At 68.5% G+C, this 15,074-nt stretch carries 19 protein-coding genes; 15 read left to right on the top strand and 4 right to left on the bottom strand.

The features are described from left to right. Positions 1–135 precede the first annotated feature (135 nt). A complete protein-coding gene (locus tag AMK34_RS19585) occupies positions 136–480 on the top strand; it encodes a hypothetical protein (RefSeq protein ID WP_073846370.1) in 345 nt (114 codons plus the stop codon). Between the two features lie 96 nt (positions 481–576). Here the strand turns inward: AMK34_RS19585 and AMK34_RS19590 are convergent, their stop codons facing one another. Next, on the bottom strand, positions 577–1,863 hold the full coding sequence (locus tag AMK34_RS19590) for an Nramp family divalent metal transporter (RefSeq protein WP_038520122.1): 1,287 nt from the start codon (positions 1,861–1,863) through the stop codon (positions 577–579). A gap of 121 nt (positions 1,864–1,984) precedes the next feature. Between AMK34_RS19590 and hemB the strand changes: the two genes are divergently transcribed. The 4 genes from hemB to AMK34_RS19610 are packed head-to-tail and all read left to right on the top strand — an operon-like array spanning position 1,985 to position 4,319. Beyond that, positions 1,985–2,956, top strand: coding sequence for a porphobilinogen synthase (gene hemB, locus AMK34_RS19595; protein ID WP_073846371.1), 972 nt, complete (start codon positions 1,985–1,987; stop codon positions 2,954–2,956). Positions 2,957–2,966: 10 nt separating this feature from the next. After that, on the top strand, positions 2,967–3,518 hold the full coding sequence (locus AMK34_RS19600) for a hypothetical protein (protein WP_038520117.1): 552 nt from the start codon (positions 2,967–2,969) through the stop codon (positions 3,516–3,518). After that, on the top strand, positions 3,515–3,967 hold the full coding sequence (locus AMK34_RS19605) for a hypothetical protein (protein WP_073846229.1): 453 nt from the start codon (positions 3,515–3,517) through the stop codon (positions 3,965–3,967). Before AMK34_RS19600 ends, AMK34_RS19605 begins: the two co-directional genes overlap by 4 nt. After that, entirely contained in the window at positions 3,945–4,319 is a 375-nt protein-coding gene (locus AMK34_RS19610; protein ID WP_037332976.1) for a hypothetical protein, read from the top strand. The genes AMK34_RS19605 and AMK34_RS19610 overlap by 23 nt, the downstream gene beginning before the upstream one ends. Here the strand turns inward: AMK34_RS19610 and AMK34_RS19615 are convergent. After that, a complete protein-coding gene (locus AMK34_RS19615; RefSeq protein ID WP_073846230.1) occupies positions 4,316–4,807 on the bottom strand; it encodes a tryptophan-rich sensory protein in 492 nt (163 codons plus the stop codon). The two genes, AMK34_RS19610 and AMK34_RS19615, sit on opposite strands and share 4 nt — an antisense overlap. A gap of 122 nt (positions 4,808–4,929) precedes the next feature. Between AMK34_RS19615 and hemL the strand changes: the two genes are divergently transcribed. The 7 genes from hemL (at position 4,930) to AMK34_RS19650 (ending at position 12,350) form a co-directional block, all read left to right on the top strand. Then, positions 4,930–6,234, top strand: coding sequence for a glutamate-1-semialdehyde 2,1-aminomutase (gene hemL, locus AMK34_RS19620; RefSeq protein ID WP_037332971.1), 1,305 nt, complete (start codon positions 4,930–4,932; stop codon positions 6,232–6,234). Further along, positions 6,231–6,863, top strand: coding sequence for a histidine phosphatase family protein (locus AMK34_RS19625; protein ID WP_038520113.1), 633 nt, complete (start codon positions 6,231–6,233; stop codon positions 6,861–6,863). The genes hemL and AMK34_RS19625 overlap by 4 nt, the downstream gene beginning before the upstream one ends. Continuing rightward, positions 6,860–7,441 (top strand): TlpA family protein disulfide reductase, encoded by a 582-nt coding sequence (locus tag AMK34_RS19630; RefSeq protein WP_038520111.1) that lies wholly within the window; start codon positions 6,860–6,862, stop codon positions 7,439–7,441. Before AMK34_RS19625 ends, AMK34_RS19630 begins: the two co-directional genes overlap by 4 nt. A gap of 173 nt (positions 7,442–7,614) precedes the next feature. Continuing rightward, positions 7,615–8,388 carry a cytochrome c biogenesis CcdA family protein gene (locus tag AMK34_RS19635; protein ID WP_038520108.1) on the top strand — a complete coding sequence of 258 codons (774 nt, stop codon included), beginning with the start codon at positions 7,615–7,617 and terminating at the stop codon, positions 8,386–8,388. After that, on the top strand, positions 8,385–9,965 hold the full coding sequence (gene resB, locus AMK34_RS19640; RefSeq protein WP_038520106.1) for a cytochrome c biogenesis protein ResB: 1,581 nt from the start codon (positions 8,385–8,387) through the stop codon (positions 9,963–9,965). The genes AMK34_RS19635 and resB overlap by 4 nt, the downstream gene beginning before the upstream one ends. 5 nt (positions 9,966–9,970) lie before the next feature. Further along, positions 9,971–10,942, top strand: a complete 972-nt coding sequence (gene ccsB, locus AMK34_RS19645) for a c-type cytochrome biogenesis protein CcsB (RefSeq protein WP_073846231.1) — start codon at positions 9,971–9,973, stop codon at positions 10,940–10,942. Between the two features lie 79 nt (positions 10,943–11,021). Continuing rightward, positions 11,022–12,350, top strand: coding sequence for a MinD/ParA family ATP-binding protein (locus tag AMK34_RS19650; protein WP_073846232.1), 1,329 nt, complete (start codon positions 11,022–11,024; stop codon positions 12,348–12,350). Here AMK34_RS19650 and AMK34_RS19655 read toward each other — a convergent pair. Continuing rightward, the gene (locus AMK34_RS19655) at positions 12,347–12,529 is read right to left on the bottom strand and encodes a hypothetical protein (protein WP_016330943.1); all 183 of its coding nucleotides are present in this window, start codon (positions 12,527–12,529) and stop codon (positions 12,347–12,349) included. The genes AMK34_RS19650 and AMK34_RS19655 overlap by 4 nt on opposite strands. 149 nt (positions 12,530–12,678) lie before the next feature. Beyond that, complete coding sequence (locus tag AMK34_RS19660; protein ID WP_005151795.1) at positions 12,679–12,891, bottom strand: BldC family transcriptional regulator; 213 nt, start codon at positions 12,889–12,891, stop codon at positions 12,679–12,681. A 248-nt stretch (positions 12,892–13,139) separates the two neighbouring features. Here AMK34_RS19660 and AMK34_RS19665 point away from each other — a divergent pair, with 248 nt between their 5' ends. From AMK34_RS19665 to AMK34_RS19675, 3 genes are read left to right on the top strand one after another with little or no spacing between them, the layout of a single operon-like run. Next, positions 13,140–13,613, top strand: coding sequence for an Lrp/AsnC family transcriptional regulator (locus AMK34_RS19665; protein WP_038520100.1), 474 nt, complete (start codon positions 13,140–13,142; stop codon positions 13,611–13,613). Between the two features lie 11 nt (positions 13,614–13,624). Beyond that, positions 13,625–13,903, top strand: a complete 279-nt coding sequence (locus AMK34_RS19670) for a DUF4229 domain-containing protein (protein ID WP_016330946.1) — start codon at positions 13,625–13,627, stop codon at positions 13,901–13,903. Further along, entirely contained in the window at positions 13,900–14,982 is a 1,083-nt protein-coding gene (locus AMK34_RS19675) for a PLP-dependent cysteine synthase family protein (protein WP_038520096.1), read from the top strand. Before AMK34_RS19670 ends, AMK34_RS19675 begins: the two co-directional genes overlap by 4 nt. Positions 14,983–15,074: the final 92 nt, after the last annotated feature.

The following is a 15,074-nucleotide window of genomic DNA, read 5'->3' on the forward strand; positions in this document are numbered from 1 at the left end:
GATCGGTTAGTACGTGAAGGCCCCCTTCCCACGGTTCGCGTGGGAAGGGGGCTTTTTCGTTCCTTAGTGAAACTTCGCCGTACGGGAAGCGGCGGGGCATAGCGTCGGGAACCCGACAATCACTGGGGAGTGATCATGAAATCTCTCGTTCTCGTCGCCGCTCTGGGCGCGGTGGCCCTCGGCTTTCCGGGTACGGCGGCCGCCGCCACCTCCTTCGAGGTCTGCACTCCGGCCGGTTGCGCGGTTCAAAGCGTTCGGGGCACCGTCGATCAGGGCCGCGTGGTGGCCACGGTGACCGACCGTTCACCGGTCTCGGCGCTCACCGCCGAGTTCAGCGTGTCCCCGCAGGGCGTGCGGACGCGGGTCGTCGTCGACGACGGCGTGAAGCGTGCCATGTTCAGGCTGCCGGTCGGTGCGAACCAGCTGATCGTGACGGCCTGCGGGACCGGAGGCTGCGCCAGCAAGTCCATTCCGCTGTAAGGCCTCCTTCCCAAGTACATGAAGGCCCCCTTCCTTGCGCCAGGCGCAAGGAAGGGGGCCTTCATGTACTTGAGCGTCGTGCACTTCAGGTACCCGTCACGAGAAGAACTTCACGACCTCCGTGTACGCCAGGTAAGCGAACATCGCCAGGCAGATGCCCAAAAGCCCGTTCGAAAGCCACCGCGAACGCCCTTCCCTCGGCACCCGTGACGTGTTCAGCAGCACCAGCAAGGTCGCCGCCAGGAACGGCATGAACAACGCGCCCAGCACGCCGTAGATCACCGTGAGCTGGAACGGCTGGTCCAGGAACAGCAACGCCATCGGCGGGAAGGTCAGCCACAGCACGTATCCGCGGTACGCGACACTGCGTTCACCGGCCTTCTTCTCATACGCCTCAACGCTTTCCGTCGTGTTCGCGGGCAGCCGCAGAATGCGCCACCAGTCGGCGAACAGCAGGCTCACGCCGTGCCAGACACCGATCACCGACGTGAACGAAACGGCGAAGAAGCCGATGAGGAACGGGATCCGTGCCCACTGCCCGTAATCCGCGGCGAGGGTGTCGCCGAGGAACAGCAGGCCCTTGTCACCCGAGATGATCTTCTGGCCCAGCAACAGTTCCGCGCCGACGATCAGCATCGCGATCACGAAGATCCCGGTCATCACGTAGCCGACGGCGTTGTCGGTGCGCATCATCGGCAGCCACTTCGACGAACGCCAGCCCTTCGCGAGCGTCCAGTAGCCGTAGGCCGCCATGGTGATCGTGCCGCCGACACCGCCGACCAGGCCGAGGACGTAGACGAGCGAGCCGTCGGGCAGGGTCGGGACGGCGCCCTTGAACAGTTCGGCGAAATTCGGCACGACGAGGATCGCGGTGCCGACCACGGTCACGAACATGACGCCGGTGAGCACCGTCATCAGTTTCTCGATGATCGCGTAGCGCCCGAACCACACCAGCGCGAAGCCGAGCAGGCCGCAGATCATCGCCCAGTACCGCACCGAAATCGCGGGGAAGAGCGCGTTCAGCGGCAGCCCCGACGCGGACATGGCCGTCGCGCCGTAGACGAAGCCCCAGATCACCGCGTAGATCCCGAAGTAGATCAGCGCCCAGATCCCGAGCGTCCGCCAGCCGGAAAGGATCGTCCGGCCCGAGGTCAGATGCCAGCGGCCGACGGCTTCGGCCAGCGCGAGTTTGAAGATCGTGCCGACGAGCACCGCCCACAGCAGCGTGTACCCGAAACGCGATCCGGCCACCATCGTCGCGACGAGGTCGCCCGCGCCGACCCCGGTCGCCGCGGCCATGATCCCTGGCCCGACCTGGCGCAGCCGTGCGCGCCAGCCGACGGGCGGTTCTTCCAGTTGGTCGGTCACCGTTGAACTCGACATGCCGTGGAAGGTAACCCACGTCACACCGTGGAGGAATCGGACAAAGGTGACTCTTTACCGTTCCTTAGGAAAGGTTCGGCCGTTCACCGCCTCTCAAGCGGGCGGGAGTACCGTCGTGAGGGTGTTTCCCGAACATCGTCCCCGCAGGCTCCGTACCACTCCGGCGATGCGCAGGCTGGTCGGTGAGACGACGCTGCGCCCACGTCAGCTGATCCTCCCGATGTTCGTGGCCGAGGGCGCCGACACGCCCCGCCCGATCTCCAGCATGCCCGGGGTCGTCCAGCACACCCGCGACACGCTGCGCAAGGCCGCCGTCGAGGCGGTCAACGCCGGTGTCGGCGGCTTGATGCTGTTCGGCATCCCGAAGACCCGGGACGCGGAGGGCTCCGGCGCCATCGACCCGAACGGCATCCTCAACGTCGCCCTGCGCGACCTGAGGTCCGAGCTCGGCGACGCGACGGTCCTGATGGCGGACACGTGTCTCGACGAGTTCACCGACCACGGTCATTGCGGCGTCCTCGACGCCGACGGCGGTGTCGACAACGACGCGACCCTGCGCGTGTACGCGGAAATGGCACTGGCGCAGGTGGAAGCGGGCGCTCATCTGCTCGGCCCGAGCGGCATGATGGACGGCCAGGTCGGCGTCATCCGCGGTGCGCTGGACCGCGCCGGGCACACCGACGCCGGGATCCTCGCGTACTCGGCCAAGTTCGCCAGCGCGTTCTACGGTCCCTTCCGCGAGGCCGTCGATTCGCAACTGAAGGGCGACCGGAAGACCTACCAGCAGGATCCGGGCAACGTGCGTGAGGCGCTGCGCGAGATCGAGCTGGACATCGCCGAGGGCGCCGACATGGTCATGGTCAAGCCCGCCCTGTCCTATCTGGACGTCATCAGGGCCGCCGCCGAGGCGTCGCCGGTTCCCGTCGCGGCGTACAACATCTCGGGCGAGTACGCGATGGTCGAGGCCGCCGCGGCGAACGGCTGGCTCGACCGCGAGCGCACGATCCTCGAGGTGCTGACCTCGATCCGCCGCGCGGGCGCGGACATGATCCTGACCTACTGGGCCGCCGAAGCCGCTGCTTGGCTGGACTAGGCTGCCTCGCGTGAGCGACAGCAAAGCCGACGAAACGGACGACGAGCGCCGTAAGCGCGGAATGTCCCCGGATCCGATCCTGCCGGGCCAGAAGCCGCCGAAGATCGTGGTGCCGAAGCCGGTCGCGATCTCGTTCTGGCTGTGGATCCTCGCCGGTGTCGTCCTGGTGGCCGGCCAGATCGCCCTGCTGGTGCTGAAGGACGAACTGACCGAGGGGATCCTCAAGCAGATCAGGGAGAACCCGGTCCCCGGCCAGCCCGCCGACCCGGCGCAGGTCGCGTCCGGTGTGAACACCCTGCTGTGGATGCTGTTCGGCGGTGCGCTCACCTTCGCCGTCCTGTTCGCGTTGTTCGCGTACAAGGCACGTGAGGGAACGCGGTCGGCCAGGACGGTCCTCACCGTGGGGGCGGTCTTCCTGGTCTTGGTGGAACTGCTGATCCTGCGCGGTTCGCTCAACGTGTTCCTGCTCGTCTCCACGTTGCTGGTGGCGATCGCGCTGGTCCTCATGTACCTGCCCAGCGTCTCCGATCATTTCCCGAAGGTCGGGCGCACGCTGCCATGACCGCCGAGCCGCCCCGCTACGACGAACCCGGCGTCGGCTGGACGGCTTTGCTGTGGGCGCCGCTGTTCGCCCTCGCCGGGCTGCTCGCCGAACTGGCCACCGGCGGGCCGGTCCATTGGCTCGCCTGGATCCTGGTCGCGGTGGGGCTCGTGGCCATCACCGTCCCCTGGGTCTACGCGCGCCGCCGGTATCTCTCGCTCGAAGTCTCGGCGGACGGTTACCGGCAGGGCAAGGAAACGCTGGAGGCGGCCAGGATCGCCGAGGTCCTGGAAGACGAGGCTCCGGTCGGCTCGCGCGTCCTCGGCGGCGGCTGGACGATCCCCAAGAAGTTCGGCGAAGTCGGGTTGAAGCTCGAAGACGGCGTGTTCGTGCGCGCTTGGGCGAAGGATCCGGACGCCCTTCGCGAGGCTCTCGGGGATTTGGTGCGTGCTCGCACCACAGAGTCATGAGAAACTGCTCACCGTGATCGACCTTCCCCAGCCGACCGGCGCCGATCTGTGGCCACCGGAGGACTCCCGGCCCGCGGCCCGGCTGCACAAACCCCTGCGCGCCGTGGTGGGGGCCGTCGAGCTGATCCTCGCCGCGCTCGCGGTGTGGGGTGCCTTCGCGTGCTGGAAGGCCGGTGTCGTCCCGGTCGTGATCACCTACGGCGAGACGACGACGCTGGAATCGCAGCGGTATTTCGGCGGCCCGCTCGCCGGCGCCATCGGGTTGGGCGTCCTGGCCGCGATCCTCGTGGTGGACGCGATCCGCCAGTTCCTGCTCGCCGTGCGCGCCAAGGGCCGCAAGCCCAAGGACTAGTTGAGCCAGACGACCGCGGCGTTGACCGCGGTCGAGTACAGCAGCCACAGCAGATACGGCACCAGCAGCCAGGCGGCGAGCTTCGAGCGGCGCCCGAACTCCATCATCGTGACGGGCACCATGAAGTCCAGGACGACGACGTCGGCCAGTGCCAGGGCGTGCGCTCCGCCGGCGAAGAACAACGGCGTCCACAGCAGGGTCAGCAGCAGGCAGACGCCGTAGAAGGCGAAGCCGCGCGTCTCGCCGTCGGTCCGCCAGTAGCACCAGCCCGCGATGGCGACCACGAGGAGCAGGGCCGTCCACGTCGGACCGTAGAGCCAGCCCGGCGGCGCCCACGACGGACGGATCAGCGCGTTGTGCGCTTCGGAGCGGGTGGCCACGGCGAGCGCGGCCACGACGCCGACGATCGCAGACATGGCGATGAATCCGGCCAAGGCCTGCCAGCGCAGGCGGCGGTGGTGGGTCGGTGGTGGCGGCACCGTGGACACGTGGATTCCTCCGCGAGGGTTTCGACGCCGACTGCTTCCACCCTAGTGGGCCTGGTCACGCGATGCCCGTACCAGACACGACCTGTCGGCGGGTGTCATCGGGGATTTGCGAGACTGGGGAAGTGACTACCGGAGTCGATCAGTCCAAGGCATGGTTCGAACGAGCGAAGGCCGCGATCCCGGGCGGGGTGAACTCCCCGGTGCGGGCCTTCAACTCCGTCGGCGGCACCCCGCGGTTCATGGTGCGCGGTGAGGGACCGTATCTCTGGGACGCGGACGGCGCCCGCTATGTCGATCTCGTCTCCTCGTGGGGGCCGATGATCCTCGGGCACGCGCATCCGGACGTCGTCGCCGCCGCGCGCGAAGCCGCTGTCGACGGGCTGTCGTTCGGCACCCCGACGCGCGGCGAGGTCGAGCTCGCCGAGGAGATCATCGCCAGGGTCGAGCCCGTGGAGCGGGTGCGCCTGGTCAACTCCGGCACCGAGGCGACGATGAGCGCGATCCGGCTGGCCAGGGGATTCACCGGCAGGCCGAAGATCATCAAGTTCGCGGGCTGCTACCACGGTCACGTCGACGCGTTGCTCGCCGAAGCGGGCTCCGGTGTCGCGACCCTCGGCCTCCCGACCTCGCCCGGTGTCACCGGCGCGCAGGCGGCCGACACGATCGTCTTGCCCTACAACGATCTCGACGCGGTCCGGAAGTCCTTTGTGGACAACCCGGACTCGATCGCCGCGATCATCACCGAAGCCGCCGCGGGCAACATGGGTGCCGTCGCGCCGATCGACGGCTTCAACGCCGGGCTCAAGGAGATCGCGCACGAGCACGGCGCGCTGCTGATCATGGACGAGGTGATGACCGGGTTCCGCGTTTCGAAGGCGGGCTGGTTCGGCCTCGACGGTGTCGCCGGCGATCTGTACACCTTCGGCAAGGTGATGTCCGGCGGATTGCCCGCCGCGGCCTTCGGCGGCCGCGCCGACGTGATGGCGAAGCTGGCCCCGGGCGGGCCGGTGTACCAGGCGGGGACGCTGTCCGGGAACCCCGTCGCCGTCGCCACCGGGCTCGCGACGCTGCGCGCGGCCGACGACGCCGTGTACGCGGCCCTCGACGCCAACGCGAAGCGGCTCGGCGACCTGTTCGACCGGTCGCTGACCGAGGCGGGGGTCACGCACACCGTGCAGTACGCGGGCAACCTGGTCAGCGTGTTCTTCAGCGAGAACCCGGTGACGAACTACCCGGGCGCGCAGGCTTCGGAGACCTGGCGGTTCCCGGCGTTCTTCCACGCGCTGCTGGACAACGGCGTGTACGCGCCGCCGAGCGCGTACGAGGCTTGGTTCGTCAACGCGGCCATGGGCGACGCCGAGTTCGAGATCATCGAGTCCGCGCTTCGCGTGGCCGCCCGCGCAGCCGCCGAGGCGGTCCAGGCGTGAGCGCCACGACGATCGTGCACCTGCTTCGCCACGGCGAGGTGTACAACCCGGACAAGATCCTCTACGGCCGCCTGCCCGGCTTCAAGCTTTCCGACCGCGGACAGCGCCAGGCGCTGACGGTCGCCGAAGCCGTCGCGACGCACGACATCACGCACGTCGTCGCTTCGCCGCTTCAGCGCGCGCAGGAGACCGCCGCGCCGATCGCGGCCGCGCACCGGCTCGACGTGGAGACCGACGAGCGGCTCATCGAGGCGGACAACCAGTTCGAGGGCGAGCGGGTCGCCGTCGGCGATGGCGCGCTTCGCGAGCCGAAGCACTGGCCGAAGCTGGTCAACCCGTTCCGGCCGTCGTGGGGCGAGCCGTACGTCGAGATCGCGCACCGCATGCTGGGCGCGATCCACCGCGCGCGGCGGGCGGCCGAGGGCCACGAGGCGCTGTGCGTCTCCCATCAGCTGCCGATCTGGACCGTGCGGCGGTTCCTGGAGGCGAAGCGGCTCTGGCACGACCCGCGCAACCGGCAGTGTTCGCTCGCTTCGCTGACCAGCCTGGTCTTCGAGGGCGAGGAACTCGTGCGGATCGTCTACAGCGAGCCCGCCGGGACGACCGACCCGAAGGTGACCGGGGCATGAAGCGTGCGCTGGCGGCCCTGGCGGTGCTGATGCTCGTCGTCACCGGCTGCACCACCGGCAAGGACGCCGTCGTCACCGGCGGCTCGTTCAACTTCGTTTCGCCGGGCGGGAAGGTCGACATCACCTACGACGTCGCGGACCGCCAGCCGTCGCCGACGCTGTCCGGCGACGACCTGATGAACGAGGGCAAACAGCTTTCGATCGCGGACTTCCCCGGCAAGGTCATCGTGCTGAACCTGTGGGGCCAGTGGTGCGGGCCGTGCCGGGTCGAGGCGCCGGAGATGCAGAAGGTCTACGACCAGACGAAGGCGTCCGGCGTTCAGGTGGTCGGCATCGACCTGCGGGACAACGACCGGGCGCCCGCGCAGGACTTCATGCGGGACCGGAAGCTGACGTACCCGTCGATCTACGACCCGTCGGGGCGGACCCTGCTGCAGCTCTCGGGTTATCCGCGCAACATCATCCCGTCGACGATCGTGCTGGACAAACAGCACCGCGTCGCGGCCGTCTTCCTGCGGGAACTGCTGGCGTCGGACCTGCTGCCCGTCGTCCAGCGCCTGGCCGCCGAACCCGCCTGACCCCCTCCCGCGTTTCGTCCTCTGAATGCGTTCCTTGCGCGTGCAACGACCGCATTCAGAGGACGAAACGCGCGTGAAGGGGGCGGGACCAAGGTCCTGACCGGGTGCGACGTAGGTCCCGTTGGGCCAGCCCCGGCGTTTTCACGCCGACCACACTCCCTACGCTCCTTTGCGTGAACTCCGTTACCGAGCTGGCCCTCTCCGGGCCGCTGCTGCTCGCGGCGGGTGTCGCGCTGCTGGCCGGGACGATCTCCTTCGCGTCGCCGTGCGTCGTGCCGCTGGTGCCCGGGTATCTCGCGTACCTGGCGGCGCTGGTCGGCGCGGACGCCCCCGCGGTCAGCGCCGACGAGGAGCGCAAGAAGGGCCGTTACGCCGTCGTCGGCGCGGCGGCGCTGTTCGTGCTCGGGTTCACCGTCGTCTTCGTGGTGACGCTGGGGACGCTGGTGTGGATCGCCGACGTCGTCCAGCTCAACATGGACCTCATCCAGCGCCTCGGCGGCGTGCTGACGATCGCGATGGCGCTGGTCTTCCTCGGCTGGATCCCGGGGCTGCAGCGCGAGTTCCGCTCGCACCACGTGCCGCGCGGCGGACTGTGGGGCGCGCCGGTGCTCGGCGCGGTGTTCGGGCTCGGCTGGACGCCGTGCATCGGGCCGACGCTGTCCGCGGTCATGTCCATGGCCAGCGCCACCGGCGGCGCGGCGGCGCGCGGCTACGTGCTGATCCTGGTCTACTGCCTCGGCCTCGGCCTGCCGTTCCTCCTCATCGCGTTCGGTGCCCGCTGGGCCGTCCGCGCCACCGATTGGCTTCGCCGCCACGGCCGTCAGGTGCAGGTCTTCGGCGGCGTCCTGCTGCTGGTCGTCGGCGTCCTGCTGGTGACCGGGCTGTGGGGCGACATGACCGGCTGGATCAGGAACACCCTCGTGACCGACATCAGGCTGCCCTTGTGACCACCACCGAATACCGTCAGACCCCGCTCAAGCGCGTCCTCGGTTTCCTGCGCAACACCTGGCGCGGTCTGACGTCGATGCGCACCGCGCTGGTGCTGCTGTTCCTGCTCGCGCTCGCCGCGATGCCCGGCGCCCTGCTGCCGCAACGGAACCTCAACGTCGCCAAGACCGACGAGTACATCGCCGCGCACGGCTGGTGGGGCGAACTGCTCGACCGCACCCAGTTCTTCGAGGTCTACGGCAGCGTCTGGTTCTCGGCGATCTACATCCTGCTGATGGTCTCGCTCATCGGCTGCCTCGCGCCGCGCAGCTTCGAGTACGCGAAGGCGATGCGCGCGAAGCCCGTGCTCACGCCGCGCAAGCTCTCGCGGATGCCGCATCACGTGTCGACCACGACCGACCGCACCCCCGAGACGGTCATGACGGACACGCACACGCTGCTCAAAGGCTGGCGTCGCGTCGAGCGCGAAGAGGCCGACGGAAGCCGAAGCATCTCCGCCGAACGCGGGTACCTCCGCGAGACCGGCAACCTCGTCTTCCACTTCGGCATGCTCGGCCTGATCATCTTCTTCGCGCTGGGCAAGATGTTCGGCTACGAAGGCCAGGTCATCGTCCAGGCCGACGGCAGCCCGTGGTGCAACTCCGGCATCCTCGGCTACGACACCTTCAACGCCGGGCTGCGCGTCGACGGCACCGATCTCAACGCGTTCTGCATCCGCCTGAAGGACTTCGAGGCGCGCTACACCGAGAACGGGCAGGCGAACTACTACCACTCCAACATGGAGTACCAGTCCGGCGAGGATCTGAAGACCGGCGCGTGGAAGCCGTACGGGCTCGAGGTCAACTCGCCGCTGCGCACCGCGGGCGACCGCGTCTACCTGCTGAACTTCGGCTACTCCCCGAAGTTCACGGTGACCTTCCCCGACGGCACCGTGCGCACCAACATCACGCCGTGGCGTCCCGCCGACGAGCCGACGAAGCTCTCCGAAGGCGCGACGAAGATCGACCAGCCGGGCATCGCCGACCCGATCGAACGCCGCACCCGTCAGCTCGCGATCACCGGCCTGCTCGCCCCGACCGCGTTCCTGCACGGCAACGTGCTGACGTCGTCGCGGCCCGAGGCGAACAAGCCGGCGGTGGCCGTCGACATCTACCGCGGCGACCTCGGCCTCGACGCCGGCCGCGGGCAGTCGATCTTCCAGATCGACCAGTCGCTCGTCGCGGACGGCAGGCTCAAGAAGCTCACCCGGCAGAACCTGGACCAGGGTCAGGAGACCGTGCTGGACGACGGCACGAAGGTCCGCTTCGACGGCGTCCAGGAATGGGTCGCCATCCAGGTCTCGCACGACCCCGTACAGGGCTGGGTGCTCGTCTGCGCGGTCGCGATGTTGATCGGGCTGGCGGGATCGCTGCTGGTCAAACGGCGCCGGGTATGGGTGCGGGTGACCCCGGCGCGTGAAGGTGAGACGGGTACCGTGATCGAGGTCGCCGGGCTGGCGCGCACCGATCAGGCGGGCTACGGCGAAGAGTTCCAGCGGATCAGCGACAAGCTGGTCCAGGGGCAGAGAGGCAACTAGAGGTCATGCCGATCAACGAGACGCTGTCCCAGTACAGCGACTACTCCTACACCACCGCGGCGGCGATCTACGTCCTCGCGCTGATGTTCGCCCTCATCGAGCAGGGCTTCGGCGCGAAGGGCAGGCTCGCGGCCGAACGCAGCAAGCAGAAGGCCCGCGAGCTGGTCGGTGCCGGCGGTCCGCCTCCTGCTTACGGAACGCCCGTCGAGACGCCGCGCGAGGTCGGCCGCCCCGAGCGCATCGGCCGCATGGGCGCCGCGCTGCTGGTGCTGGCCGCGCTGCTGCACCTGGCCGCGATCGTGCTGCGCGGGTTCGCCGTGCACCGCGCGCCGTGGGGCAACCTCTACGAATACGGCATGGCCACGACCTTCATCGCCGTCGTGACCTGGCTCGTCATCATGCGGAAGTTCCCGGTCCGCCACCTCACCGGCTTCCTGCTGCTGCCGGTCGTGATCCTGATGTTCGTCAACGGCACGATGCTGTACACGACGGCCGCACCGGTGCAGCCCGCGCTCCAGTCGTATTGGCTGGTCATCCACGTCTCCGCGGCGATCATCGGCTCGGGTGTCTTCCTGGTGCCCGGTGTCGCGAGCGTCCTTTACCTTTTCCGCGCCGCGCATGACGACAACCCGGCGAAGTTCGCCAAGTTCGCCCCGAAGCTGCCCTCCGCGGACGTGCTCGACCGCATCGCCTACCGCACCACCATCTTCGCGTTCCCGATCTTCACCTTCGGCGTGCTCTGCGGCGCGGTGTGGGCCGAGGCGGCGTGGGGCCGGTTCTGGGGCTGGGACCCCAAGGAGACCGTCGCCTTCGTGGCGTGGGTCGTCTACGCGGCGTACCTCCACTCCCGGGCCACCGCGGGCTGGCGCGGGAAGCGGGCCGCGATCATCAACATCGTCGGTTTCTCCGCGACGATCTTCAACATGTTCTTCGTGAACCTGGTGACGTCGGGCCTGCACTCCTACGCCGGGGGCTGACCGTCGCCGCTGCGCGCGACCCGGCTACCGTCAATACTGAGGTAATGGGGGAAGACGTGCGCGGAGGAGGAATTCAGCGGTGACCGGACCCAGCGAAGAATCGGCTCCTGGCCACCCCGAACCGACCGAGAGCGCCCAGCCCTCGGAGTTGTTCTCCGAGGACAGGACGGACTCGGCGCCGCATCCGGCCGCGAGTGGTTTCGAGGCCGAGCCGACCCAGGTCGTCCAGCCTCAATACCCGCAGCAGGGTCAGTATCCGCAGCAGCAGCCCGCTCCTCCGCTGCCGCAGCCGTCGCAAGGGCAGCAGTACCAGCAGCCCTACGACCAGAATCTGCCTCCGCTGCAGCCTCAGCCGCAGCAGGCGCCACCGCAGCAGGCCGCCCAGTACCCGCCGCAGCAGCAGTACGCGCCGCCGCCACAGCAACAGCAGGCGGTGCCGGGGCTTCCGCAGCCGCAGGGCAGGCACGCGCTCCCGGACGAACTCGCCACCGCGAGCCTGGTGAAGCCGCAGAAGCGCAAGCCGCAGTCGGGCTGGCGCAAGGCGCTTTACGTCGGCACCGGCAAGCTCGTCAACCCGGGGGAGAGCCCCAAGGACACGCGCAAACGCGAACTGATCGCGCAGATCAACCAGCCGCTGCGCGGGTGCTACAAGATCGCGATGCTGAGTCTCAAGGGCGGCGTCGGCAAGACCACCACGACGACCACGCTGGGCTCGACGTTCGCGTCGCTGCGCGGTGACCGGGTGGTCGCCGTCGACGCGAACCCGGACCGCGGGACGCTGTCGCAGAAGATCCCGATCGAGACCACCGCGACCGTGCGGCACCTGCTGCGGGACGCGGACAAGATCACCAGGTACAGCGACGTCCGTTCGTATACCTCGCAGGGCGGGAGCAGGCTGGAGATCCTCGCCAGCGAGCAGGATCCGGCGGTCTCGGAAGCGTTCTCCGAGGACGACTACCGGCGCACGGTCAACCTGCTGGAGCACTTCTACAACATCGTGCTCACCGACTGCGGGACCGGTTTGATGCACTCGGCGATGAAGGGCGTCCTGGACGTCGCGGACGCGCTGGTGGTGGTCTCGTCAGGCTCCGTCGACGGGGCGCGCAGTGCGTCGGCCACCCTCGACTGGCTGGAGGCGCACGGCTACGGCGACCTGGTCAAACGGTCCGTCGCGGTGATCAACTCGGTGCGGCCGAAGGGCGGCTCGGTCGATCTCGACAAGCTCTCCGCGCACTTCGGCGCGCGTGTCCGTTCGGTATGCCGCATCCCGTTCGACCCGCACCTGGAAGAGGGCGCCGAGATCGAACTGGACCGGCTCGACGAGGACACGCGTCTGGCGCTGCTGGAACTGGCGGCCACCGTCGCGGACGGCTTCGGCGGCCAGCAATACCAGCCCATTCAGCCCTAGTCTTTGTCCTCGTCTTTACCTTTGCGCTGCTGCTCACCGAGCTTGCGCAGGAAGTCGGGGTCGTCGTCCGGGGCCAAGGTCGGTCGCGACGAGGGCACCCCGACACGCTCGATCCCGAACGCGCGCCACAACACCACGGCGACGGTGAGCGCTCCGATGGCCGCGAGCAGATAGATCATGCTCGGTCCCTTTCCGCGTGGAGGACGTTGCTCAGTCCCACGAGGCTAGCCTCTTTGCCGCGCGCGGGGGGACTCATGGATACCCCAATGTGACGAAGGGCGGTTACGAGCCCTTCGTCACTGGAGTCCTTTTTAGGGGAAATGCCTGGTCAGACCTTGCGAGCGGGCTCGCTGGCGTCGGTGGTCAGCTCGGCGAGGAGCTCGTTCACCTCGGCCTCGCGGAACCGGCGGTGCCCGCCGGGAGTGCGGATCGAGCCGATCCGGCCCGCGGTCGCCCAGCGGGTCACGGTCTTGGGGTCGACCCGGAACAGGGCCGCCACTTCACCGGGGGTGAGCAACCTTCCGCCCATGGTCGCGGTCATTTTCCGCCTCCTTCACGGTTTCGGTGCTAAACCGGAGGCGGGTCCGATGCCCGTCGTGCCGGGTAGCCAACACGGCAATCGTTGCATCTCACCCGTCAGGTACTCGAACGGTTGTCCATAGGTAAAGAGCCCTTAAAGGTCAAAACCGACAACCGCGACATGCGTGCGCGGGCACCCCGGTCTTGTCACGGATGTATGAAAACGCGCCCTGATCTCGCGAATCGGGCCGTGGCACCTAAGGTGTAGCGGTGGACCAGGTGGATCGGAAGATCATCGCGGCATTGCGGGAGAACGGGCGGGCTACCTACGCCGACCTCGGCCGGTCTGTCGGGCTCTCGGCTTCATCAGTGCACGAGCGCGTCGGCAAGCTCGAGGCCGCCGGCGTGATCACCGGTTACCACGCCATGGTCGACCCCAACACGGTCGGGCTCGGGGTGACGGCGCTGGTCGGCATCCACCCCACCGACACCGCGACCGAGGATGACGTCGCGGCGGCGCTCGGGGCTCTCGACGAGGTCGAAAGCTGCTACGCCGTCGCGGGTGACGAAGCCTTCGTCGTCAAGGTGCGGGTGGCGACCGTCGACGATCTGGAGAAGACCCTCGGCAGGCTGCGGCGGATCCCCGGCGTCGGCCGGACGAACACCACCGTCGTGCTCTCCACCCGCTTCGAAGGGCGGCCCAACAACGCGGGCCTGGACGAGGGCCGCAACGGGAACGCGTAGCCTGCGTTGATGTGAGCGATAATCACCTGCCCCGTGACCTGACGCTGTACGTGCTGGCCAGGTTCGTCCTGGTCGGGGTCATCGCGGGGGGCTTGCTGCTGGTCAACGTCCCGCTGCTGGTCGCGTTGCTGATCGGCCTGGTCGTGGGGCTGCCGCTGGGTCTGCTGCTGTTCCGCCCGCTGAACGCGCGCGTGACCGCCGGACTCGCCCGCCGCAACGAAAAGCGCGCTCGCGCCCGTGCCGAACTGCGCTCCCAGCTGCGCGGCGACCGAGCGGACGGCGCAGCGTGAGCCGTCTGCACAGCCGGAGCTGGGTCCGCGAAGCCGTCCGCATCATCGAGGCCGACGCGAACCGCAGCGCCGACACGCACCTGCACGTCTTCCCGCTGCCCGCCGAATGGGGCATCGATCTTTACCTGAAGGACGAGTCCGTCCACCCGACCGGCTCGCTCAAGCACCGGCTCGCGCGTTCGCTGTTCCTGTACGGCCTGGTGAACGGCCAGATCGGGCAGGACACCGTGCTCGTCGAGGCGTCCAGCGGCTCGACGGCGGTCTCGGAGGCGTACTTCGCGCGGATGCTGGGGCTGCGGTTCATCACCGTGGTGCCGCGCAGCACGTCGCCGGAGAAGATCGCGCTCATCGAGTTCTACGGCGGCGAATGCCACTTCGTCGACCGCGCTCCGGACATGTACCCGGAGGCCGAGCGGCTCGCCTCGGAGTGCAACGGGCACTACCTCGACCAGTTCACCTACGCCGAGCGCGCGACGGACTGGCGCGGGAACAACAACATCGCCGAATCCGTGTACGCGCAGATGCAGTCCGAGCGGCACCCCGTGCCGACGTGGATCGTCGTCGGCGCCGGGACCGGCGGCACGAGCGCCACCTTCGGCCGCTACGTGCGCTACAAGCGGCACACCACGAAGATCGCCGTCGTCGACCCGGAGAACTCGTCGTTCTTCGGCGCTTGGCAGACCGGGGCGCTCGACTACAGCACCGGCATGCCGTCGCGGATCGAGGGCATCGGGCGGCCGCGTGTCGAGCCGTCGTTCGTGCCCGGCGTGATCGACGAGATGCTCCAGGTGCCGGACGCCGCTTCGCTGGCGGCCATCCGCGTGCTGCGTGAGCGGACCGGGCACTGGGCGGGCGGTTCGACCGGGACGAACCTTTTCGGCGCGTTCACGCTGATCTCGCGGATGGTGTCGGAGGGGCAGGCGGGCAGTGTCGTCACGCTGCTGTGCGACGGCGGTGAGCGGTACGCGAACACGTACTACGACGACGCTTGGCTGGCGCAGAAGGACATCGACATCGCGCCTTATCTGGAGAAGTACCGGGAGTTCCTGGTGAGCGGGAAGCTGGCTCCGGAAGCCTGAGGTTCTCGGTCGGGGGCGGCTTGTCGGGGCGTTGCGAAAGCCACAGTGATGATGATGTGTGTGGATGGAGTTCTGGCGGGGTCTGGCTCGGA

Source organism: Amycolatopsis sp. CB00013, assembly GCF_001905755.1.
GTDB lineage: Bacteria > Actinomycetota > Actinomycetes > Mycobacteriales > Pseudonocardiaceae > Amycolatopsis > Amycolatopsis japonica.